This window comes from Lutibacter litoralis (assembly GCF_014646675.1).
Taxonomy (GTDB): Bacteria; Bacteroidota; Bacteroidia; order Flavobacteriales; family Flavobacteriaceae; genus Lutibacter; species Lutibacter litoralis.
In genome coordinates this window covers 67,609-87,983 of record NZ_BMNS01000009.1, presented here as the reverse complement: position 1 = coordinate 87,983, position 20,375 = coordinate 67,609, and the positions used below count along the sequence as shown (strand labels likewise).

Here is a 20,375-nt window from a genome sequence, read left to right as displayed (position 1 = left end):
TTATTTATTTCAATACCTTAATATTGGAAGCTTTTAAAACTATCTAATTAATTTTTTATATTTTATTCGTTTCGGCATTAAATCACCACCAAGGCGTTTTTTCTTATTTTCTTCATAATCTGAAAAAGATCCTTCAAAGAAATACACCTGACTATCTCCTTCAAAAGCTAAAATATGAGTACAAATTCTATCTAAAAACCAACGGTCGTGACTAATAACAACAGCGCAACCTGCAAAGTTTTCTAAACCTTCCTCTAAAGCTCTTAATGTATTTACATCCAAATCGTTAGTTGGCTCATCTAACAATAAAACGTTCCCCTCTTCACGCAACGTCATTGCTAAATGCAATCTATTACGTTCTCCTCCCGATAAGGTATCTACTTTTTTATTCTGATCACTTCCTGAGAAATTAAAACGACTTAAATAAGCACGAGAATTTACTTGTTTTCCACCCATTAAAATCAATTCTTGTTCATCTGAAAAGTTTTGCCAAATAGTTTTCTCTGGATCAATATTAGAATGACTTTGATCTACGTACGCTATTTTTGCAGTATCACCAACAATAAATTCTCCTTTGTCGGGAGCTAATTCATTCATAATCATTTTAAAAATAGTGGTTTTACCTGCTCCGTTCGGACCAATAATACCAACAATTCCTGCTTGCGGTAAATTAAAGTTTAAATCTTCGTATAATAATTTATCTCCAAATGCTTTTGAAACTCCTTTTGCTTCAATAACCTTGGTTCCTAAACGTGGTCCATTTGGAATGTAAATCTCTAGTTTTTCATCTAGTTGATTTTGATCCTGACTCATTAATTTGTCATAATTTTTCAAACGTGCTTTTTGCTTTGTTTGACGCCCTTTTGCACCTTGACGCACCCACTCTAACTCTCGCTCTAATGTTTTTTGTCGTTTAGAAGCTGTCTTAGATTCCAAAGCCAAACGTTTCGATTTTTGATCTAACCAAGAAGAATAATTTCCTTTCCAAGGAATTCCCTCTCCTCTATCCAACTCTAAAATCCAACCTGCAACATTATCTAAGAAATACCTATCGTGTGTTACTGCAATTACAGTTCCTTTATATTGTTGTAAATGATGCTCTAACCAATGTACAGATTCTGCATCTAAATGGTTTGTTGGCTCATCTAATAATAATACATCTGGCTCTTGCAATAACAATCTACACAATGCTACCCTTCTGCGTTCACCACCAGATAAGTTTTTAATTGGCGTATCGCCATCAGGAGTACGCAACGCATCCATAGCGATTTCTAATTTAGTGTCTAATTCCCAAGCATTTGCAGCATCTATTTTATCTTGAAGAATAGCTTGCTGAGCCATTAATTTATCCATTTTATCAGCATCTGAATACACTTCCTCCAAACCAAACATGTCGTTTATTTTGTTGTATTCATCTAAAATAGCTACAGTTTCTGCAACACCTTCTTTTACAATATCCATTACTGTTTTAGAATCATCTAATTTAGGTTCTTGTGATAAAAACCCAACAGAATAGCCTGGTGCAAAAACAACATCTCCTTGGTAGTTTTTTTCAATTCCAGCAATAATCTTCAACAAAGTAGATTTTCCTGAACCATTTAGACCTAAAATTCCGATTTTAGCTCCATAAAAAAAGCTTAAATAAATATTTTTTAAAACTGGTTTATTTGCTCCTTGATAGGTTTTTGATAAACCGGACATTGAAAAGATTACTTTCTTATCGTCTGACATATTATAATATTGTTAATTTTTATTAGTATTTGTGCGTTGGAATTAAGTTATAATTATTTGTCATCTAAAATTTAGACTCCTATCTTCAAACATCTAATTTTAGATTTTTCAACTTTTCCAACTTTTGATTTTTGACTGTCTAACGAAGTCTTAAACTCTTCCTTTTAATGCATTAAAAACCCATGCAATTGCAAAAAAACCGACTCCTACAGATGCAAATCCCCATCCTGCAACTTCATTATACCTAAATGCTCCAAGAGCAATAAGACCTAGTCCAACTATTAACATAATTGCCGTAGCCCAAGCTAATACCGTATTTTTATTCATTTTTTTGTATGTTTTTGTTAATTATCTTTAAAAAATAATTGTGTGCGCAAATATCGTAAATTAAAATGAATTGCATAAAAAACACTCGCATACATTGTGAGTGTTTATTTCTTATACGAAAAGAATAGGTATTAAAAACGCATTGGGACTTCTATTATTAATAATTGTGATTTTTCCAATGCATGAATATCAATTATACTAGTTTGTTCAATACCAATTGCATCGCGTTTGTTTAAAATTTCATTTTCAAGTTGTATCTCCCCATCGATCATCATAATATAAACACCCTGATATTTAGCTTCTAAATTATATTTAAAATCGGTGTTTTTATCTAAATCAACCCTTGAAATTTTTGCATCCTGATGAATTGTTAAAGAATCTTCAATAGGATTATCTATGGAAGAAACCAACACTTGCAACTTATTTTTTCTTTCTGATTCATCAAACTTTTTTTGATCGTATCTCGGAGTTACATTTTCTTTGTTTGGAATAATCCAAATTTGAAATAAATTAATTTCTTCATTTGGATGGTTATTCATTTCAGAATGTTGTACTCCGCTCCCAGCGCTCATTACTTGAACTTCGCCAGTTTCAATTGGAATCCATTTATTACTCATAGAATCTCTATGTTTTAGAGAACCTTTTAACGGAATTGTAATTATTTCCATATTTTCATGCGGATGTGTTCCAAACCCCATTCCTCCCTCAATAACATCATCATTGAGCACTCTTAAAGCACCAAAATTAATTTTTTCTGGATTATAATAATGTGCAAAACTAAATGAGAAATTCGCTTTTAACCAACCATGGTCGGCTGTTCCTCTTTCATTCGCTTTAAATACTTTTGTCTTCATATGTTCTAAATTTATCTAAAAGTTGATTCAATAGTTTAGCTTCATTTTCAGAAATATTAGTTAGATAGTGATTTAAGTCATCCATTTTAATTTCTCCTAATAAACCCAACCCTTTTTTAGTTATTTTAACGTAAACTACACGCCTATCATTTTCACAGCGCGTACGTTCAATCAAATCCTTATCACATAATTTATCCATTAAACGTGTGGCATTTGGAGATTTTTGAACCATTCTATCTTTTACAGTTTTTACAGTAATAGCCTCTTTTGCTCCTCTTAAAATTCTTAAAATATTGTATTGTTGTTCCGAAATATTAAAAGGTTTTAACTGTATATTCCCAATAGTATCGAAATAATTTGCTGTAAACTTTATATTTAACAACGCTTTAATTCGCTCATTTGGAAATGTTGAATTGATTTCTTTAGAAAATTCTGCCACAACTAAATCGCTTTTTGAAAATCACCGACAAGCTTTAAAAGGTTCGATTTTAAATCTTCCTCAACTAACTTACCTTCTTTAAAATTATCTAAAAAAGAAGGAAGTGACATGCTTCCAATAATATTACCTCCATTAAATGGAAATCTTGCAGTGGCGATTTCTAAAACAGATTGTCCGCCACGTGGACCCGGGGAGGTAGCCAGCAACAACATTGGTTTATCCCTCCAAACTTTTCCATTAATTCTTGACAACCAATCAAATGCATTCTTAAATGCTGCTGAATATGCTCCGTTATGTTCAGCAAAAGAAATTATAAAACCATCTACAGAATCAATTACTTCATTTAACTCTGTTGCACCTTTAGGAAAACCTTCCTCTGCTTCAACATCAACAGAAAAGAGTGGCATTTCATAATTGTTTAAATCAATGTTTAAAACCTCAACATTGTTTAGCAAACCTCCCGTGTATTCCACAAATATTTTATTAATGGAGTCTTTACTTGTACTTGCTCCAATGGTAATTATTTTTTTCATAATTAAACTATATTTATTTAAATATTTTTCTACTAAAAATATAAGAAATTACTAATAAAATCAATGCAATTACTGCTCCTATTTCTTCTCCATCTCCAATCATATAATGTGCAAAAAATGCTAAAATAAATTCAAAAAACAATGCTGAATAAGCCCATTCTTTAATTTTTGATTGTTTTTGAGTTAGTAAAACTGCTACTGCCAATACTTTAGCAATAGCTAGCGGATAAATAATGTAAAGTGGGTAACCAAATGCTATAAACATTTCTGAAACCTCTGTATAGTTAAATACATACATTCCGGCTGACATTAATAATAGAGCACTTAATAAGCCTGTGCTCACCCAATAAATAATTTTGTTTGTTTTCATTTTATTAATTTAAATTCTACACAAATATAAGCAAAATAATTTTATTTACCTAGGTAATTATTGTTTAGGTATATAAAAAATGATATTTAACATTCATTTCGTACTTTAGCAACCATAAAATTGTAACTATAAATGGATATCAACTTCAATATAAATGAAGATTTTAATAAACTTCAATTATCGGAATTAAAAAAGAAATTACTTAAAGTATATAAAGGTGGAGGAGATGCAAGAATTGAAAAACATAAAGCTAAAGGCAAGTTAACAGCCAGAGAGCGCATTGAGTATTTATTTGATAAAGATTCAGAAAACATAGAAATTGGAGCGTTGACTGGTGAAGAAATGTACAAAGAACACGGTGGTTGTCCGTCTGGTGGTGTTGTGGTTAAAATAGGATATATTAATGGAAAACAATGTATTGTTGTTGCCAACGATGCTACTGTAAAGGCTGGTGCTTGGTTTCCTATTACCGGAAAAAAGAATTTAAGAGCTCAAGAAATTTCTATAGAAAATAAAATTCCTATTATTTATTTAGTGGATAGTGCTGGAGTGTATTTACCAATGCAAGATGAAATTTTTCCAGATAAAGAACACTTTGGAAGAATTTTTAGAAATAATGCCGTTATGAGCAGTATGGGAATTACCCAAATTTCTGCAATTATGGGCAGTTGTGTTGCTGGTGGTGCATATTTACCAATTATGAGTGATGAAGCTATGATTGTTGATAAAACAGGTAGCATATTTTTAGCAGGTAGCTATTTGGTAAAAGCTGCTGTTGGAGAAAGCATAGATAATGAGACCTTAGGAGGTGCAACTACACATTGTGAAATTAGTGGTGTAACAGATTATAAGGCAGCTGACGATAAAGATGCTTTAGAAAAAATTAGAAATATTATTGATAAAATTGGGGATTATGATAAAGCCGGATTTAATAAAGCTAAAGCTAAACTTCCTGTTGAAAATCCTAATGAAATATTTGGTATTTTACCCAAAACTAGAACTGACCAATATGAAATAAGAGCAATTATTGAACGTATAGTTGATAATTCAGAATTTGAAGAGTATAAAAAAGATTATGGAAAAACCATTGTCTGTGCCTACGCAAGAATTGATGGCTGGGCAGTTGGTATAGTTGCAAACCAGCGTAAAGTTGTTAAAAACGGGAAAAAAGAAATGCAGTTTGGTGGTGTTATCTATTCAGATTCCGCAGATAAAGCAACCCGATTTATTGCAAACTGTAATCAGAAAAGGATTCCGTTGGTATTTTTACAAGATGTTACTGGCTTCATGGTTGGAAGCAAAAGCGAACACGGAGGCATTATAAAAGATGGTGCCAAAATGGTGAACGCTGTAAGTAATTCGGTGGTACCTAAGTTTACTATAATTATTGGAAATTCTTATGGGGCCGGAAATTATGCAATGTGCGGCAAAGCCTACGATCCAAGATTGATTGTTGCTTGGCCTTCTGCTAGGTTAGCTGTTATGGGTGGTGCACAAGCTGCAAAAGTTTTGTTGCAAATTGAAACTGCTTCCCTAAAAAAACAAGGCGAAAAAATAACAAAAGAAAAAGAACAAGAAATATTAAAATCCATTCAAGAAAAATACGATGCACAAACTTCTCCATATTATGCTGCTGCTCGTTTATGGACAGATGGTGTTATTAATCCGTTAGATACTCGAAAATGGATTAGTATGGGAATTGAAGCAGCCAACCACGCTCCTATTGAAAAACAATTTAACTTAGGAATAATTCAGGTATAAAAAATTGTAAAAACACATAGTAATTTTTTACATTTGCACAACAAAAATTTAATAGAAAATTATGGGAAGAGCCTTCGAATTTAGAAAAGCACGTAAAATGAAACGTTGGTCTGCAATGGCAAAAACATTTACCAGAATTGGTAAAGATATTGTTATGGCAGTTAAAGAAGGAGGACCTCACCCAGAAAGCAATGCACGTTTAAGAGCTGTAATTCAGAATGCTAAGGCTGCAAATATGCCTAAAGATAACGTTGAACGTGCCATAAAAAAAGCAAGTGATAAAGATACTGCAGACTATAAAGAGGTATTATTTGAAGGTTATGCACCACACGGTGTTGCTGTAGTTGTTGAAACTGCAACCGACAATAATAATAGATCTGTTGCTAATGTAAGAGCTGCTTTTAGCAAATGTGATGGAAATATGGGAACATCGGGTTCGGTGGTTTTTATGTTCGATCATACCTGTAATTTTAGGGTAAAAACTGAAGATTTACAAATGGACTTGGAAGAGTTTGAATTGGAATTAATAGATTTTGAAGTTGAAGAAGTTTTTGAAGATGAAGATGGAATTTTAATTTACGCACCATTTGAACAATTTGGAGCCATTCAAAAATATTTAGAAGAAAACAATTTAGAAATACTTTCTTCTGGCTTTGAACGTATCCCAACAACTACAGTAAAATTATCTGAAGAACAACAAGCTGATGTTGAAAAATTACTGGAACGTTTAGAGGAAGATGACGATGTTCAGAATGTGTATCACTCTATGGAAATGTAACTAATTATATGCTTTTAGCTGGCAAAAAAACTTCAGAATTAAAAAGAGAAATAGCAAAAACTGTTGTTTGTCCTAAATGTGATTCTGTAAATTCTACGCAAGTTTCAGTGATTGGAATTTACAAGCATTTATTTCATATTCCTTTTTTGTCTGGTGGAAAATTAGGGAAATCTGTTTGCTCTAATTGTACGCAAGAATATGAACTTGAAACAATGCCAAGCTCCATAAAATTAGCTTATTACGAACTAAAAGAAACTGTAAAAACACCTATATGGTTTTATGGTGGTTTAATAGTAATTAAAACATTAGTGCTTATTAAAATTTTTAGTAAGTATTTTTAAAAATTCTCAAAACATCATCTAAAAAATTTCTAACTTCAACCGATCTTTCCTGTAATTCTGGTGCAGGTAATCCTTGATTAAAAGATACATTTCCAACAAAAACATAAGCTTCATCCCATAAATTTGCATCTATAAAACTTTGTAATGTTTGTTTTCCGCCTTCAATAATAACAGATTGAATTTCATATTTATACAAAACTTCACAAATTTGTTCAGGCATCTTTTTACTGAAATCAATTCTTTCAAAAATCACATTTCCATACGAATCTATAGTCTGTTTTACTTCAGAAAAAACAATGGTTTTTATACCATCACTTAATAAATTATAGTCTTTTGGTATTTTTGAAGTCCTATCCAACACAATCCGAATTGGGTTGTTTCCTGTCCAAGTTCTTACATTCAACGTCGGATTGTCGTTTAAAGCAGTGTTTGTCCCCACTAAAATGGCCTGCTCTTCTGCTCTCATTTTATGAACATATTGCTGAGAATATTCATTTGAAATCCAATTTGGAGTATTTTCAGAAGTTGCATCTCTCAATTTATCGATAAAACCATCTTTTGTTACTGCCCATTTTAATATTACAAAAGGCCTTCTTTTAGTATGAAATGTAAAAAATCGTTTGTTTAATTTATAGCATTCTTCTTCTAAAACACCAACAATTACATTGCAATCATTATCTTTTAAATACTGTACGCCTCGCCCACTTACTTTGCTGTTAGAATCCACAATTCCAATTACAACATTTTTAATTCCGCTGGCTACAATTAAATTTGCACAAGGAGGTGTTTTTCCAACATGAGAGCAAGGCTCTAGACTTACATAGATTGTAGCATCTTTTAAAAGTGTAGAATCTTTAACAGAATTAATTGCATTCACTTCTGCATGCGGATCACCAGCCTTTTTGTGCCAACCTTCACCAATAATAATATTATTTAAAACAATTACACTTCCAACCATTGGATTTGGGTAAGTTGTTCCTAATCCATTTTTAGCCAATTCAATGCAACGTTTTATGTATTTTTCATGTAAATTCACAGCGTAAAAATAATACAATAAAATGACTCTCGACAACTTTATAATTAGAGAAATTATTGCAGAAGACAATCCGAAAATAGCAAAAGCAATTCGTAGTGTTTTAATTGAATATGGAGTTCCAAAAGTGGGAACCGCTTATGCCGACACTATTTTAGATACGCTATTTGAAGCTTATAATACAGAAAATGCAATTTATTTTGTTGTTGAAAACAAAAATGGCGAAATATTTGGTGGAGCGGGAATAAAAAAACTAGATAATTATGAAGGAAATATCTGCGAATTGCAAAAAATGTATTTTATGCCTGAAGTCCGCGGTATTGGATTAGGAAGTAAAATGATGGATATTTGCTTGCAAAAAGCAGTAAGTTTTGGTTTTGAAAAATGCTACTTAGAAACCTTACCTTATATGGAAGAAGCCCGAAAACTATATCGAAAAGCGGGTTTTAAAGATTTAAATACACGCTTGGGAGATACAGGACATTATTCTTGTAATTTATGGATGCTTAAAGATTTATAATGCAAATTCAACAATTTAAAAAGGAGTTTTTTAATAAACTAAACGAGTTGTATCCTACAACCGAAATTCAGTCGTTTTTTAATTTATTACTAGAATTTAAATTGAAATTATCTAGAATTGAAGTCGCATTACAACCTGACTTTGAAGTTTCTAAAACGGATTTAATATTTCTGAAAAAAGCGCTCAAAGATTTAACTAAACATATTCCAATTCAATATATTACAGGTGAAACTGAATTTTACGGATTACCATTCAAAGTAAATAAAAATGTATTAATTCCACGACCAGAAACAGAAGAATTGGTAAGTTGGATTATCGAAGAATTAAAAGTCGTAAATCCAAAGTCGAAAAGCACAATCTTAGACATTGGAACTGGAAGCGGCTGTATCCCTATTTCATTGGCTAAAAATGTACCAAATGCTACTATTTATGCACTAGACATTTCTACTGAAGCATTAAAAACCGCTAAAAAAAATGCCGAATTAAATACAGTTACTATTAATTTTATTGAAGCTGATATTTTAAATTTAAAAGAACTACCAAAACAATTTGATATTATTGTTAGCAATCCTCCTTATGTTCGTGCATTAGAAAAAGAGCAAATGCAAAAGAATGTTTTAAATAACGAACCACATGTAGCCTTATTTGTTGAAGATAACAATCCCCTATTATTTTATGATAAAATTTCTGATTTAGCTAATAATTATCTTTCAAAAGATGGCCACATATATTTTGAAATCAATCAATACTTAGGAAAAGAAACTGCTGATTTATTATCGGAAAAAGGATTTAAAAACATAGTGCTAAAAAAAGATATGTTTGGGGCGGATAGAATGATTAGATGTAGATTTTAATTATTAGTTATGAGTTTTAAATTTTTAATTGTGATTTTTCTTTTAACTTTAAGGAATGAGATTGCTACTTCTTTTATCAATCTCCTCGCAAAGACGTTTTCTAACTTTAAAAAAGTACCTTTGCCAAATGTCAGAAAATTTTAAAAATCAACGTGAAATTCTTTCTAAACTAGGAATTTCGAGACTAAATCCAATGCAAGAAGCGGCACAAACAGCTATTTCTTCAAATTCGGAAACAATTATATTATCCCCAACTGGAACAGGAAAAACATTAGCATTTTTATTACCAATAATTGCAGAATTAAACCCAAACATAAAAAACATACAAGTATTAATATTAGTACCATCAAGAGAACTTGCAATACAAATTGAGCAGGTAATTAGGGAGATTGGAAGTGGATACAAAGCCACTGCAGTTTATGGTGGAAGATCGGGTTCAAAAGATAGAATAGCGCTAAAACATCCACCTGCAATTCTTGTTGGAACTCCAGGCAGAGTTGCGGACCATATAGAAAGGGAAGTTTTTAAAATTACAACTATCAAAACATTGGTTTTAGATGAATTTGACAAATCCTTAGAAGTTGGTTTTGAAGAGGATATGAAATTTATTCTTGAAGAATTAAAAACTGTTTCAAAAAAAATATTGACTTCAGCAACTCAAAAAGTAAAAATTCCTTCTTTTGTTGGAATAAAGAACCCTAAAAGATTAAGTTTTTTAGATGAAAAAACATCAAATTTAAAACTTAAAACCGTTGTTTCTAAAACACAAGATAAATTAGCATCCTTAGAAAGGTTGCTTGGTCATATTGGTGCTGGAAGTGGAATTATATTTTGTAATTTAAAAGATAGTATTCAAAATGTAAGTGATTTTTTAAATGAAAAAAATATAAATCATGGTTGCTTTTCTGGTGATTTAGAACAACACGATAGAGAAAGAGCGCTGATTAAATTTAGAAATGGCACACACAAAATACTTGTTTCAACAGATTTAGCAGCTAGAGGAATTGATATCCCAGAAATGGATTTTATTATTCATTATGAATTACCTACAAGACCTGATGAATTTATTCATAGAAATGGTAGAACAGCAAGAATGCACAGCAATGGAACTGCATTTATTTTAAAATATTTAAATGAAGAATTGCCTGTTTTTATTAAAAACGATGAAGAAATTAGCATAATATCTGCACAAAAGGTAAAAAATAGTAATTGGAGTACACTTCATATTTCTGGCGGACGGAAAGATAAAATTTCAAAAGGAGATATTGCTGGATTATTTTTTAAGCAGGGAAACATTAAAAAAGAAGATTTAGGAATTATAGAATTAAAACAAGATTGTGCCTATGTAGCAGTATCCAGTACTAACTTAAATAATTTAGTACAAACATTAAATAATAGTAGGCTTAAAAAGAAAAAAGTTAGAATTAGTATTTTAAAATAAACTTTTCACTTTTGACTTTAAAAGATTTAAACTTAAACCTTACTTTTGTGCCATGCGAATTGATATAATAACCGTTTCACCAGAATTAATTAAAAGTCCGTTTGAATATTCTATTATAAAACGTGCTATCGATAAAAATTTGGTTGAAGTACATTTTCACGATTTAAGAACATATGCTTTAAATAGCTATGGAAAAATTGACGACTATCAATTTGGTGGCGGAGCTGGTATGGTTTTAATGATAGAGCCAATAGATACTTGTATTTCAAAATTAAAGGCAGAACGAGATTATGACGAAATAATTTATATGACACCAGATGCGCCAACTTTAAATCAACAAACTGCAAACACCCTGTCTTTAAAAGAAAATATGATTATTTTATGTGGACATTATAAAGGTGTTGATCAACGCGTTAGAGATTTATTTGTTACAAAAGAAATTTCTATTGGTGATTATGTTTTAAGTGGTGGCGAATTGGGTGCAGCAGTTTTATGTGATGCTATAATTAGATTAATTCCTGGTGTTTTAGGTGATGAAACTTCTGCTTTAACAGACTCTTTTCAAGACAATTTATTGTCGCCTCCCGTTTACACCCGACCTTCTGATTATAAGGGGCTTAAAGTTCCAGAAGTGCTTTTATCTGGTAATTTTCCTAAAATTGAAGATTGGCGAAATCAAAAAGCTTATGAACATACAAAAAAAATTAGACCAGATTTGTTGGAAGACTAATATTTTTGATTAAATTTGCACTCTCAAAATTAACCTCTGACGAGAATCGTGAATGTTAATTTATGAAAAACTATTAAAAAGTTTAAAATGGAAACTTTAGTAAAATTTATACAAGACGAATTTGTAGAAAAAAAAGAATTCCCTCAATTTACGGCAGGAGATTCTATTACAGTTTATTACGAAATTAAAGAGGGTCAAAAAACCCGTACACAGTTTTTTAAAGGTGTTGTAATTCAAAGAAGAGGTGCTGGTTCTTCAGAAACATTTACAATTAGAAAAATGTCTGGAACAGTTGGAGTAGAGCGTATCTTCCCAATAAATCTGCCAGCAATTCAAAAAATTGAAGTTAACAAACACGGTAGAGTTCGTAGAGCACGTATCTTCTACTTTAGAGGATTAACTGGTAAAAAGGCTAGAATCGCAGAAAAAAGACGCTAGTCTTATTTCAATAAAAAGTACAAAACCCGCTTCAATATTGAAGCGGGTTTTTTATTAACAAATGTTAATAAGTCTAGTTCATATCTTGTTGATATTAAAACAATTATAAATTTGCATTTTTAAAATTTACACGCTTAATTTACAATAGAATTAAACAATAAAAGATAATCTAAAAGTCTAAAGGTGTAACTTTTTAAAATTTAGATTATTATTTTAAAGTGAAATTCAAAATGTTCTTGAACATCGTTTTTAAAATCTAACTTTAAAAAAGTAATGTAACCACGTATTTAGCATGAATAGATGGAAACAGGATTTTAAAAGCATTTTTAAAATAACACCTTAGAGCAAGTAATTTTCTTAACAGAAATTTACAACAAAGTTTTAGGAGTTGTTTTAAAAGAAACAACTAGTTTAATAAGAATTAGTAAGAAGTTGATTTGTAAAAAATGAAACTACTAAAAATGATGTTTTTAATTATGTGGTTTTTGTAAAAAAATGGCAAAACGGTTAAAGATTATCTTTTAAAACTTATTAAAAAAAGTATTTCAGCAAATAGCCATAATATTGAGAAATCATTATTATGGCTATTGTTTTTTAAACATTCATATTCTCCTAAAATAAATACAATATTTTTAAATAAAACTCAAAATATTTCCCTTATTTATAACGTTTTCGAAACAAATTTTACCTCAATATTTAGTACATTAGCAGCGTTAAAAAAATAAATTAAATTATAACCCTATAATTCATTAAATAATTGAGAATTATAGTTAAAAAAACATATATATTATGAGTAATACATCTAAAATATTTTACACAAAAACAGATGAAGCTCCAGCTTTAGCTACCTATTCATTTTTACCTATTGTTAAAGCATTTGTTAAGCCTTCAAACATTGAAATTGAAACTAAAGATATTTCATTAGCGAGTAGAATCTTAGCTGTATTTCCAGATTATTTAAAGCCCGAACAACAAGTTAATGATGCACTTGCGGAATTAGGTGAACTTGCCAAGAAACCAGAGGCTAATATTATTAAATTACCTAATATTTCAGCATCGGTACCTCAACTTAAAGCTGCTATAAAAGAATTACAATCTTTAGGTTTTGCAATTCCAAATTACCCAGAAGATATTGTTACAACTGAAGATAAGAATATTAAAGAGCGTTTTGATAAAGTTAAAGGCTCAGCTGTAAATCCAGTTTTACGTGAAGGAAATTCTGACAGAAGAGCTCCAAAAGCAGTAAAAAATTACGCAAAAAAGAATCCACACTCTATGGGCGCATGGTCTTCAAATTCTAAAACTCATGTTGCAACAATGGATTACGGAGATTTTAAGTCTAACGAAAAATCTTTAACACTAAAAGAACCAACTACTGTAAAAATTGAGTTTGTTACTTCTAATGGAACTACTTCAGTTTTAAAAGAAAATCTTTCACTTTTAAAAGATGAAATAATTGATGGAACTGTAATGAGTAAAAAAGCACTTCTAGAGTTTTTAGATGCTCAAATTAAGGATGCTAAAAATAAAGATGTATTGTTTTCTTTGCATATGAAAGCAACAATGATGAAAGTTTCGGACCCAATTATTTTCGGTCAAGCGGTGAAGGTATTTTTTAAAGATGTTTTTGAAAAACATAGTACCATTTTAGAAAAAATTGGTGTTAACGTAAATAATGGTTTTGGTGATTTAATAAATAAAATTCAGGATTTACCAGAAAATAAAAAGTCAGCTATTGAAGCTGACATAAAAGCTTGTTTTGAAAATGGACCAAGTTTAGCAATGGTAAACTCAGACAAAGGAATTACAAATTTACATGTACCAAGTGATGTAATAATTGATGCTTCTATGCCTGCAATGATTCGTACTTCTGGGCAAATGTGGAATGCAGATGGAGAGCAACAAGACACCAAAGCTGTAATTCCAGATAGTAGTTACGCAAGTATTTACCAAGCAACTATTAATTTTTGTAAAGAAAATGGTGCTTTTGATCCTACTACTATGGGAACTGTTCCAAATGTAGGATTAATGGCTCAAAAAGCTGAAGAATATGGTTCACACGATAAAACTTTTGAAATTAAAGGCAATGGTGCTGTTCGTGTTATTGATGCTAATGGAACTGTTTTAATGGAACACCAAGTTGAAAATGGAGATATTTGGAGAATGTGTCAGGTTAAAGATGCTCCAATTCAAGATTGGATAAAATTAGCAGTAAATAGAGCTAAGGCAACAGGAACACCAACTGTTTTTTGGTTAGATAAAAATAGAGCACACGATGCACAAATAATTGAAAAAGTAAACAAGTACTTACCAAATTACGATACTACTGGACTAGATATTAGAATTCTATCACCATACAAAGCTACCATATTTACTTTAAAAAGATTAAAAGAAGGATTAGATACTATTTCTGTTACAGGCAATGTATTAAGAGATTATTTAACTGATTTATTTCCAATTTTAGAAGTTGGCACAAGTGCCAAAATGTTATCTATTGTCCCTTTAATGAATGGTGGTGGATTGTTCGAAACTGGCGCAGGTGGTTCTGCTCCAAAACATGTACAACAGTTTAATCAAGAAGGACATTTAAGATGGGATTCTTTAGGTGAGTTTTTAGCATTAGCAGTATCTCTAGAACATTTAGGAGAAGTAAATAATAATAAAAAGGCTCTTATTTTAGGAGAAACTTTAGATGATGCAACAGATAAATTTTTAGACAATAAAAAATCTCCATCACGAAAAGTAGGTGAATTAGATACTAGAGGAAGTCATTTTTACTTAGCAACTTATTGGGCGGAAGCATTAGCAAAACAAAATGAAGATACTTCCTTAAAAGAACTATTTACTAAAGTTGCAAAAGAATTAAAGAAACATGAATTTGAGATACTTTCTGAACTTACCAATGCACAAGGTAAAGAGGTAAACATTGGTGGATACTATGAACCAAACGAAGAGTTGACTATAAATGCAATGCGACCAAGTGCTACCCTTAATAAAATTATAGATGCATTAGCTTAACAAAACATTTTACTTAAAATAAGTTTATTTATAAATTAGATTTTATTTAAATTATATTATTTTTAAAGCTTCAACTATTAAGTTGAAGCTTTAATTTTATAAATATACCAATAACTACTAATTTTTTATGGGAACAAATAGAAACGAACTTGTAAGAGGAATAAAATATGAAGCAGCCGCTTTACCCCTACTTATATTGGCTCCAATTTTAATAACTATTGGTTTCAAAGCTATAAAACTTCAAAACAATTATTTATGGCTAATAGTAGGTATTGTTTTGGGGATTTCAGCAATTGCACTTGGATTTATTGGGATTCGAATTATTTTGAACGCATTTTTTAATTCAAAATAATGAAAGTAAAAAACCTTAAAACTATACTTCAATGGGAATATTGGCCGCCGTATATGTTTTATGTTCCATTATTACCGTATGCTTTTTATTTGGCTATTAAATCCCGAAGTTTTGGTTTCTTTTCTGCTGTAAACCCAAGTATAGAAGGCTCTGGAAATGGGTTGGAATCTAAATTTAAAACACTCCAATTAATACCTGATAAATACAAACCACAAAGTATTTTTGTGAGTAAAAGTCAACAATTTGAAAAAACGCTTTCTGATATAAAAAATAAAAATATTGAATTTCCATTAATTATTAAACCCAATATTGGATTTAGAGGATTGCTTGTTAAAAAAATTAACTCTCAAGAAGAGCTTCAAAACTATTTAAAAAAGTATAACACAATAGATTTAATAATTCAAGAATTTATAGCTTATAAAAATGAATGTGGAATTTTTTATTATAAAGAACCAGGTAATAAAAAAGGCATCATAACTTCTATTACCTTAAAAAAATATTTGGTTGTAATTGGTGATGGTAAATCAACGCTATTAGAACTTATAAAAAAGAGCGAAAGAGCAAAAAACTATTTAAATATAGTGTTAGAATTAAACAAAGCTAACCTAGAATACATACCCAAAATAAATGAAGAAATAATTTTAAACGTTATTGGAAACCATTCTAAAGGAACGCAATTTATTAACGGCAACCACCTAATTAACAGTTATTTGAAAAACACCCTTGATACTATTAATCTTGATATTAATGGTTGGAATTATGGTAGAATAGATGTTAAATACAATAATTTTAATGAATTATTAAATAGGGAAAATTTTAAAATAATAGAAATTAACGGAGTTATTGCCGAACCAACTCATATTTATGACACTTCAAAAGGTACCTATTTAAAAGCCTTAAAATCCATAAAAAATCATTGGGAAATTATCTATAAAATTGGAGTTAAAAACAAACAACTAAACAAAGGTGAGTACACCAATTTAGAATATTTAATTTCAGTTTATTTAAAATACAAAAATTATATAAAAACTGTTAAGAAGTTAGCTGCTAATTAGTAGGTTTTGTTCTTGGAGTAGTAGGATTAAACCCAAAATCGTTATCAGGAAGTTTTATTCCTAACTGAGAAATTACATAGCCAACACTTGCAAAATGATGAATCGCATGACTATGCGCTTGAATTAAAATACCTCCTAAGGTATAATTTACCGTAATAATACCCAATCCTAAATCGTCTGTAACTTCAACAATTTGATCAAAATCCGACTCTTTTATTAATTTAAGCTTAGAAGTAATTTCATCAAAATAATATATCCCATTTTTTGTAAAATTCTCAGCTAAATTATTTCGTTTTCTATTAATCAAATTAATTTGCTTATTGGGTAAACCTTCAAAAATACAATCAAAAACATCTAAAATATGTCGTACATGAGTTCCAATACTAGAATAATATGGTGCTATTGATGTATTTCGGTAATCTTCATCAGAAATACTTTGTAAAAGTTGAACGCCCCTTTCTAAGTTTTTCTCAATAGCTTCAATCATTATTTAATATGGTTTTTGAATTCTGTAAATATAAAAAATAAAACTATTTTAAAATCTTAATCATTGTAAAAATTCCTAACAGTAAAAAAAGTAAAGCCAAAAGTAGGTTAATGTTTTTAGCTATATAACTAACTTTTTTTATAATAATATTTGCAAACAATATATAGGTATAAAATATTAAGAAAGAACCAATACCTGCACCAAATACAAACAGTAAAATATAAGGCTGCTCAATAATTAATTTATTAATAGATGTTAAATAAATACTTAAGCCAAGATAAAAAGGAATTGCTAACATATTTATGGCAGACATCCCCATTCCTTTTAAAAAAAAGTTGCCTTTTGCATTTGTAGTTTTAGGGTTTAATTTCTTGCGAGAAAGAGAAAAGAAAAAAATTGAAAGTATAAAAAATACAAAAACTGCAACTATTTTTAAAGTTTCAACGACAGTTGGATTCTTTAAAAAATAATCAGCAAAATACAATGCTATTCCAGCCTGAAAAAACACTACAATAGAAGCACCAACAGCAAATGTTACACTCTCTAATTTACCAGTATTAATCCTAATTTTTAAAGCTGTCATATTTAACATCCCAGGAGAAATTAGTCCAAAATATGCCATAAATATTCCATATAAAATATGGTTAAAATAATCCATAAAAGTTTTAAATTTTATTTAAAAGCGAATATATTAATTAAAAATGAGTTTGTATTGTAATATAAATACATACTAAAATGTTGAATTTATAAGTTCTTAAATCTATTGGAAATTCAGAAATACTTCGAAAATAATTTATTTAAATCTTCAGAAATATTCAATCTTTTAATTATAACTAAATAAACAGATGTTATTAATACTCCTTTTATAAAAATACTGAGTATTGGATTTAAACTAAAGTTCCAAAAGTTAATTACAAAATAAATAGCCATAATTACTACTAAAACTTTTACAGAATTTCTACTGAATGGCTGAATACTTAACTTAGATTTTATAAATAATATTTTAATAACCCCATACACCAAAACTACAATTAACGTTGCCAAAGCAGCTCCATTAATTCCAATTAAACTAATTAACCACCTATTTAAAACTATAACGCTTAAGGCCATAGTTAATGACAAATAGAAAAATATTTTATAATATTTAGAATTTACCAAAATAGCATTTCCTGTACCCAAGGCTAAATCCATTATTTTGGCAATGGAAATAATTAAAACAATCCAAATACCTCTGGTGTATTGCGGCTTATTAATAATTTCGTAGAGTTCTGTAATATTTAAATTAATCAATAAAAACAATAAACCACCAACTACCAATAAATTTATAGAACTTTGTTTATATAACTTTTCCACTATCAATATATTATTGGAATTCATCTCTTTAGCAGTAATGGGATTTGTAATTTGTTGCATTGCACGCGTAGGTATTGCTACAACACTTGCAATATAAATTCCAACCGAATAATATGCAACTTCAGCAATTTTTTCCATCTGAGGAATCATAAACTTATCAATTTCTAATAAAATTCCAGAAGCAGAACCAGCAATAATAATGTATATAGAGAATGAAAATATTTCCTTTAAATTGGCCGGTAATTTAAAGACTAGCTTTGGCATGTAAATGTACATGGCATATAATTTCATAATAAGTGTTCGAAGCCCATAAACTGCTACAACAGCATAAATAAATTGCTCGTTAGAAATCCAATTAAAATATACTGCCAACAATAAAAACGAGGTGCAAATACGCGTAAATATTTCTTTAATAAAATTTCCAAAAACCGAATTAAACTGCACTTTTGTCCAAGAATAAAACACTTCAAAATAACCCATAAAAATGGCCACAATAAAAATTAAATATGTGTAATCTTTAATTAAAATATTTTCTGAAGATAGCCAACTTGCTATGGATTGGTAAAAAAAAACTCCTATTAATGCTAAAGGAATAATTACAACTAATGGTAAAATTAAAGTCGAAATTAAAAACCCATCCTGCTCTATTTTTGTTTTGTAGGAAGAGTAAAACTTTATTATAGAGTGTTGCATTCCAAAAACTAACAATGGTAAAATAATATTTGCTGTTGACAACAAAAAGGTTATTAGTCCAAAATAATCTTCATGTAGAAAATGCGTATATAAAAACAGCACATTTATACCGCCAATGGCAAATCCTAAAAAAAGGATTAATGTGTTGGTAAAAGATTGTTTTAAAACAATACCCATTTATTTTAATACATTTATTAATTCTTTATAAATATGTTCTCCAACGTTATTTCCATATAAATTTATTGAAAAATTCGCTTTTGAGTTCTGAAATTCGTTAAAAGCTTCCAACATTTTTGTTGAATTACTTCCAATAATTTTTGCAAAACCGTTTGAAACTAATTCAACCCATTCGGTTTCTTCACGTGCAACAATACAATGTTTTTTATTGAAAAAGGCCTCTTTTTGAAGCCCTCCGCTATCTGTTACAACCAAATTACAATTTTTAAGTAACTCTAACATATCAAAATAACCAATAGGATTAATTGTAGTTATATTGAATTTCAGATTGTTCTTTTCTAAAACAGCTTTTGTTCTTGGATGCAAAGGAAGTACAACTTGTTTTGCTTTATTTATTTCTTGAAGTCCATTAAAAATAGCTATTAAACTTTCAAGGTTATCTGTATTTTCTTGTCTATGAATTGTAGCTAATACAAATTCATTATTTATAAGGTTTAATTTTTTTATTATTGATGATTTTTTCTCAGAGAATTCGCTATAAAACTCTACAGCATCTTTCATAATATCTCCACTATTTACAACTTTAGGAGGTAAATTATTAAAACCTTCGTGTTTTAAATTATCCATCGCTGTAAGTGTTGGACACAATAAAAGGCTCGAAATCCTATCAGTTAATATTCGGTTAATTTCTTCTGGCATTCTCATATTAAACGAACGTAAACCGGCTTCTACATGTGCAACCTTTATATCCATTTTTGTTGCAGCCAAAGCACCTGCCAATGTAGAGTTTGTATCACCATACACAACAACCATATCTGGTTTTTCTTTCTGTAAAACTTCTTCAATTTTAATGAGCATCTGACCTGTCATTGCGCCATGACTTAGTCCATTTATTGCTAAATTATATTTTGGCTTTGGAATTTCCATTTCATCAAAAAATATCTCGCTCATATTGGCATCGTAATGTTGACCTGTATGCACAATAATTTCTTCAATTTTATTATGTTTAGCAATTACTCTACTTAATACAGCCGCTTTTACAAATTGAGGTCTCGCTCCTAAAATGGTTACAATTTTTTTCTTCATTTAA

General features: G+C 29.8%; 22 protein-coding genes. 11 read left to right on the top strand and 11 right to left on the bottom strand.

What is annotated here, in order from left to right:
• Positions 1 to 39: 39 nt before the first annotated feature.
• The 6 genes from ettA to IEW75_RS13930 all read right to left on the bottom strand — a co-directional run bounded on the left by ettA (position 40) and on the right by IEW75_RS13930 (position 4,254).
• Positions 40 to 1,731, bottom strand: a complete 1,692-nt coding sequence (ettA, locus tag IEW75_RS13955) for an energy-dependent translational throttle protein EttA (protein ID WP_134247088.1) — start codon at positions 1,729 to 1,731, stop codon at positions 40 to 42.
• A 150-nt stretch (positions 1,732 to 1,881) separates the two neighbouring features.
• Positions 1,882 to 2,058, bottom strand: coding sequence for a CAL67264 family membrane protein (locus IEW75_RS13950; protein ID WP_188704071.1), 177 nt, complete (start codon positions 2,056 to 2,058; stop codon positions 1,882 to 1,884).
• A 131-nt stretch (positions 2,059 to 2,189) separates the two neighbouring features.
• The gene (locus IEW75_RS13945) at positions 2,190 to 2,912 is read right to left on the bottom strand and encodes a pirin family protein (RefSeq protein ID WP_134247089.1); all 723 of its coding nucleotides are present in this window, start codon (positions 2,910 to 2,912) and stop codon (positions 2,190 to 2,192) included.
• Positions 2,893 to 3,351 (bottom strand): MarR family winged helix-turn-helix transcriptional regulator, encoded by a 459-nt coding sequence (locus IEW75_RS13940; protein WP_134247090.1) that lies wholly within the window; start codon positions 3,349 to 3,351, stop codon positions 2,893 to 2,895. The genes IEW75_RS13945 and IEW75_RS13940 overlap by 20 nt, the downstream gene beginning before the upstream one ends.
• 2 nt (positions 3,352 to 3,353) lie before the next feature.
• Positions 3,354 to 3,884 (bottom strand): NADPH-dependent FMN reductase, encoded by a 531-nt coding sequence (locus IEW75_RS13935; RefSeq protein WP_134247091.1) that lies wholly within the window; start codon positions 3,882 to 3,884, stop codon positions 3,354 to 3,356.
• Between the two features lie 13 nt (positions 3,885 to 3,897).
• Complete coding sequence (locus tag IEW75_RS13930; RefSeq protein WP_134247092.1) at positions 3,898 to 4,254, bottom strand: DoxX family protein; 357 nt, start codon at positions 4,252 to 4,254, stop codon at positions 3,898 to 3,900.
• Between the two features lie 132 nt (positions 4,255 to 4,386).
• On the opposite strand from IEW75_RS13930, the gene IEW75_RS13925 reads away from it, so the two are divergent.
• The 3 genes from IEW75_RS13925 to IEW75_RS13915 all read left to right on the top strand — a co-directional run bounded on the left by IEW75_RS13925 (position 4,387) and on the right by IEW75_RS13915 (position 7,134).
• Positions 4,387 to 6,015, top strand: a complete 1,629-nt coding sequence (locus IEW75_RS13925) for an acyl-CoA carboxylase subunit beta (protein WP_134247093.1) — start codon at positions 4,387 to 4,389, stop codon at positions 6,013 to 6,015.
• Between the two features lie 61 nt (positions 6,016 to 6,076).
• The gene (locus IEW75_RS13920) at positions 6,077 to 6,793 is read left to right on the top strand and encodes a YebC/PmpR family DNA-binding transcriptional regulator (protein ID WP_134247094.1); all 717 of its coding nucleotides are present in this window, start codon (positions 6,077 to 6,079) and stop codon (positions 6,791 to 6,793) included.
• An 8-nt stretch (positions 6,794 to 6,801) separates the two neighbouring features.
• Positions 6,802 to 7,134, top strand: coding sequence for a hypothetical protein (locus IEW75_RS13915; protein WP_134247095.1), 333 nt, complete (start codon positions 6,802 to 6,804; stop codon positions 7,132 to 7,134).
• On the opposite strand, the gene ribD is transcribed toward IEW75_RS13915, so the two are convergent.
• On the bottom strand, positions 7,118 to 8,170 hold the full coding sequence (gene ribD / locus IEW75_RS13910; RefSeq protein WP_134247096.1) for a bifunctional diaminohydroxyphosphoribosylaminopyrimidine deaminase/5-amino-6-(5-phosphoribosylamino)uracil reductase RibD: 1,053 nt from the start codon (positions 8,168 to 8,170) through the stop codon (positions 7,118 to 7,120). The genes IEW75_RS13915 and ribD overlap by 17 nt on opposite strands.
• Before the next feature lie 22 nt (positions 8,171 to 8,192).
• On the opposite strand from ribD, the gene IEW75_RS13905 reads away from it, so the two are divergent.
• The 8 genes from IEW75_RS13905 to IEW75_RS13870 all read left to right on the top strand — a co-directional run bounded on the left by IEW75_RS13905 (position 8,193) and on the right by IEW75_RS13870 (position 16,575).
• On the top strand, positions 8,193 to 8,687 hold the full coding sequence (locus tag IEW75_RS13905; protein ID WP_134247097.1) for a GNAT family N-acetyltransferase: 495 nt from the start codon (positions 8,193 to 8,195) through the stop codon (positions 8,685 to 8,687).
• Positions 8,687 to 9,541 (top strand): peptide chain release factor N(5)-glutamine methyltransferase, encoded by an 855-nt coding sequence (gene prmC / locus IEW75_RS13900; protein ID WP_134247098.1) that lies wholly within the window; start codon positions 8,687 to 8,689, stop codon positions 9,539 to 9,541. The genes IEW75_RS13905 and prmC overlap by 1 nt, the downstream gene beginning before the upstream one ends.
• A 127-nt stretch (positions 9,542 to 9,668) precedes the next feature.
• Entirely contained in the window at positions 9,669 to 10,982 is a 1,314-nt protein-coding gene (locus IEW75_RS13895) for a DEAD/DEAH box helicase (protein WP_134247099.1), read from the top strand.
• Between the two features lie 52 nt (positions 10,983 to 11,034).
• Positions 11,035 to 11,712, top strand: coding sequence for a tRNA (guanosine(37)-N1)-methyltransferase TrmD (gene trmD, locus IEW75_RS13890; RefSeq protein WP_134247100.1), 678 nt, complete (start codon positions 11,035 to 11,037; stop codon positions 11,710 to 11,712).
• Positions 11,713 to 11,799: 87 nt separating this feature from the next.
• Positions 11,800 to 12,150 (top strand): 50S ribosomal protein L19, encoded by a 351-nt coding sequence (rplS, locus tag IEW75_RS13885; RefSeq protein WP_134247101.1) that lies wholly within the window; start codon positions 11,800 to 11,802, stop codon positions 12,148 to 12,150.
• 789 nt (positions 12,151 to 12,939) lie between these two features.
• On the top strand, positions 12,940 to 15,168 hold the full coding sequence (locus IEW75_RS13880; protein ID WP_134247102.1) for an NADP-dependent isocitrate dehydrogenase: 2,229 nt from the start codon (positions 12,940 to 12,942) through the stop codon (positions 15,166 to 15,168).
• Positions 15,169 to 15,295: 127 nt separating this feature from the next.
• Positions 15,296 to 15,520 carry a DUF6095 family protein gene (locus tag IEW75_RS13875; RefSeq protein ID WP_134247103.1) on the top strand — a complete coding sequence of 75 codons (225 nt, stop codon included), beginning with the start codon at positions 15,296 to 15,298 and terminating at the stop codon, positions 15,518 to 15,520.
• A complete protein-coding gene (locus tag IEW75_RS13870) occupies positions 15,520 to 16,575 on the top strand; it encodes an ATP-grasp domain-containing protein (RefSeq protein ID WP_134247104.1) in 1,056 nt (351 codons plus the stop codon). The genes IEW75_RS13875 and IEW75_RS13870 overlap by 1 nt, the downstream gene beginning before the upstream one ends.
• On the opposite strand, the gene IEW75_RS13865 is transcribed toward IEW75_RS13870, so the two are convergent.
• The 4 genes from IEW75_RS13865 to wecB all read right to left on the bottom strand — a co-directional run bounded on the left by IEW75_RS13865 (position 16,568) and on the right by wecB (position 20,371).
• Positions 16,568 to 17,062, bottom strand: coding sequence for a DinB family protein (locus IEW75_RS13865; protein WP_134247105.1), 495 nt, complete (start codon positions 17,060 to 17,062; stop codon positions 16,568 to 16,570). The two genes, IEW75_RS13870 and IEW75_RS13865, sit on opposite strands and share 8 nt — an antisense overlap.
• A 43-nt stretch (positions 17,063 to 17,105) precedes the next feature.
• Complete coding sequence (locus IEW75_RS13860; RefSeq protein WP_134247106.1) at positions 17,106 to 17,720, bottom strand: hypothetical protein; 615 nt, start codon at positions 17,718 to 17,720, stop codon at positions 17,106 to 17,108.
• A gap of 113 nt (positions 17,721 to 17,833) precedes the next feature.
• Positions 17,834 to 19,285 (bottom strand): lipopolysaccharide biosynthesis protein, encoded by a 1,452-nt coding sequence (locus IEW75_RS13855; protein WP_134247107.1) that lies wholly within the window; start codon positions 19,283 to 19,285, stop codon positions 17,834 to 17,836.
• A complete protein-coding gene (gene wecB / locus IEW75_RS13850; protein ID WP_134247108.1) occupies positions 19,286 to 20,371 on the bottom strand; it encodes a non-hydrolyzing UDP-N-acetylglucosamine 2-epimerase in 1,086 nt (361 codons plus the stop codon).
• Positions 20,372 to 20,375 lie beyond the last annotated feature (4 nt).

Bases quoted from the DNA above. Each gene is read 5' to 3' on its own strand.
- IEW75_RS13925 (WP_134247093.1), top strand. From the start codon at position 4,387: ATGGATATCAACTTCAATATAAATGAAGATTTTAATAAACTTCAATTA.
- IEW75_RS13920 (WP_134247094.1), top strand. From the start codon at position 6,077: ATGGGAAGAGCCTTCGAATTTAGAAAAGCACGTAAAATGAAACGTTGG.
- prmC (WP_134247098.1), top strand. From the start codon at position 8,687: ATGCAAATTCAACAATTTAAAAAGGAGTTTTTTAATAAACTAAACGAG.
- IEW75_RS13915 (WP_134247095.1), top strand. From the start codon at position 6,802: ATGCTTTTAGCTGGCAAAAAAACTTCAGAATTAAAAAGAGAAATAGCA.
- rplS (WP_134247101.1), top strand. From the start codon at position 11,800: ATGGAAACTTTAGTAAAATTTATACAAGACGAATTTGTAGAAAAAAAA.
- IEW75_RS13930 (WP_134247092.1), bottom strand. From the start codon at position 4,254: ATGAAAACAAACAAAATTATTTATTGGGTGAGCACAGGCTTATTAAGT.
- IEW75_RS13865 (WP_134247105.1), bottom strand. From the start codon at position 17,062: ATGATTGAAGCTATTGAGAAAAACTTAGAAAGGGGCGTTCAACTTTTA.
- IEW75_RS13855 (WP_134247107.1), bottom strand. From the start codon at position 19,285: ATGGGTATTGTTTTAAAACAATCTTTTACCAACACATTAATCCTTTTT.
- IEW75_RS13875 (WP_134247103.1), top strand. From the start codon at position 15,296: ATGGGAACAAATAGAAACGAACTTGTAAGAGGAATAAAATATGAAGCA.
- IEW75_RS13950 (WP_188704071.1), bottom strand. From the start codon at position 2,058: ATGAATAAAAATACGGTATTAGCTTGGGCTACGGCAATTATGTTAATA.
- IEW75_RS13870 (WP_134247104.1), top strand. From the start codon at position 15,520: ATGAAAGTAAAAAACCTTAAAACTATACTTCAATGGGAATATTGGCCG.
- trmD (WP_134247100.1), top strand. From the start codon at position 11,035: ATGCGAATTGATATAATAACCGTTTCACCAGAATTAATTAAAAGTCCG.
- IEW75_RS13935 (WP_134247091.1), bottom strand. From the start codon at position 3,884: ATGAAAAAAATAATTACCATTGGAGCAAGTACAAGTAAAGACTCCATT.
- IEW75_RS13860 (WP_134247106.1), bottom strand. From the start codon at position 17,720: ATGGATTATTTTAACCATATTTTATATGGAATATTTATGGCATATTTT.
- wecB (WP_134247108.1), bottom strand. From the start codon at position 20,371: ATGAAGAAAAAAATTGTAACCATTTTAGGAGCGAGACCTCAATTTGTA.
- IEW75_RS13945 (WP_134247089.1), bottom strand. From the start codon at position 2,912: ATGAAGACAAAAGTATTTAAAGCGAATGAAAGAGGAACAGCCGACCAT.
- IEW75_RS13880 (WP_134247102.1), top strand. From the start codon at position 12,940: ATGAGTAATACATCTAAAATATTTTACACAAAAACAGATGAAGCTCCA.
- IEW75_RS13895 (WP_134247099.1), top strand. From the start codon at position 9,669: ATGTCAGAAAATTTTAAAAATCAACGTGAAATTCTTTCTAAACTAGGA.
- IEW75_RS13905 (WP_134247097.1), top strand. From the start codon at position 8,193: ATGACTCTCGACAACTTTATAATTAGAGAAATTATTGCAGAAGACAAT.
- ettA (WP_134247088.1), bottom strand. From the start codon at position 1,731: ATGTCAGACGATAAGAAAGTAATCTTTTCAATGTCCGGTTTATCAAAA.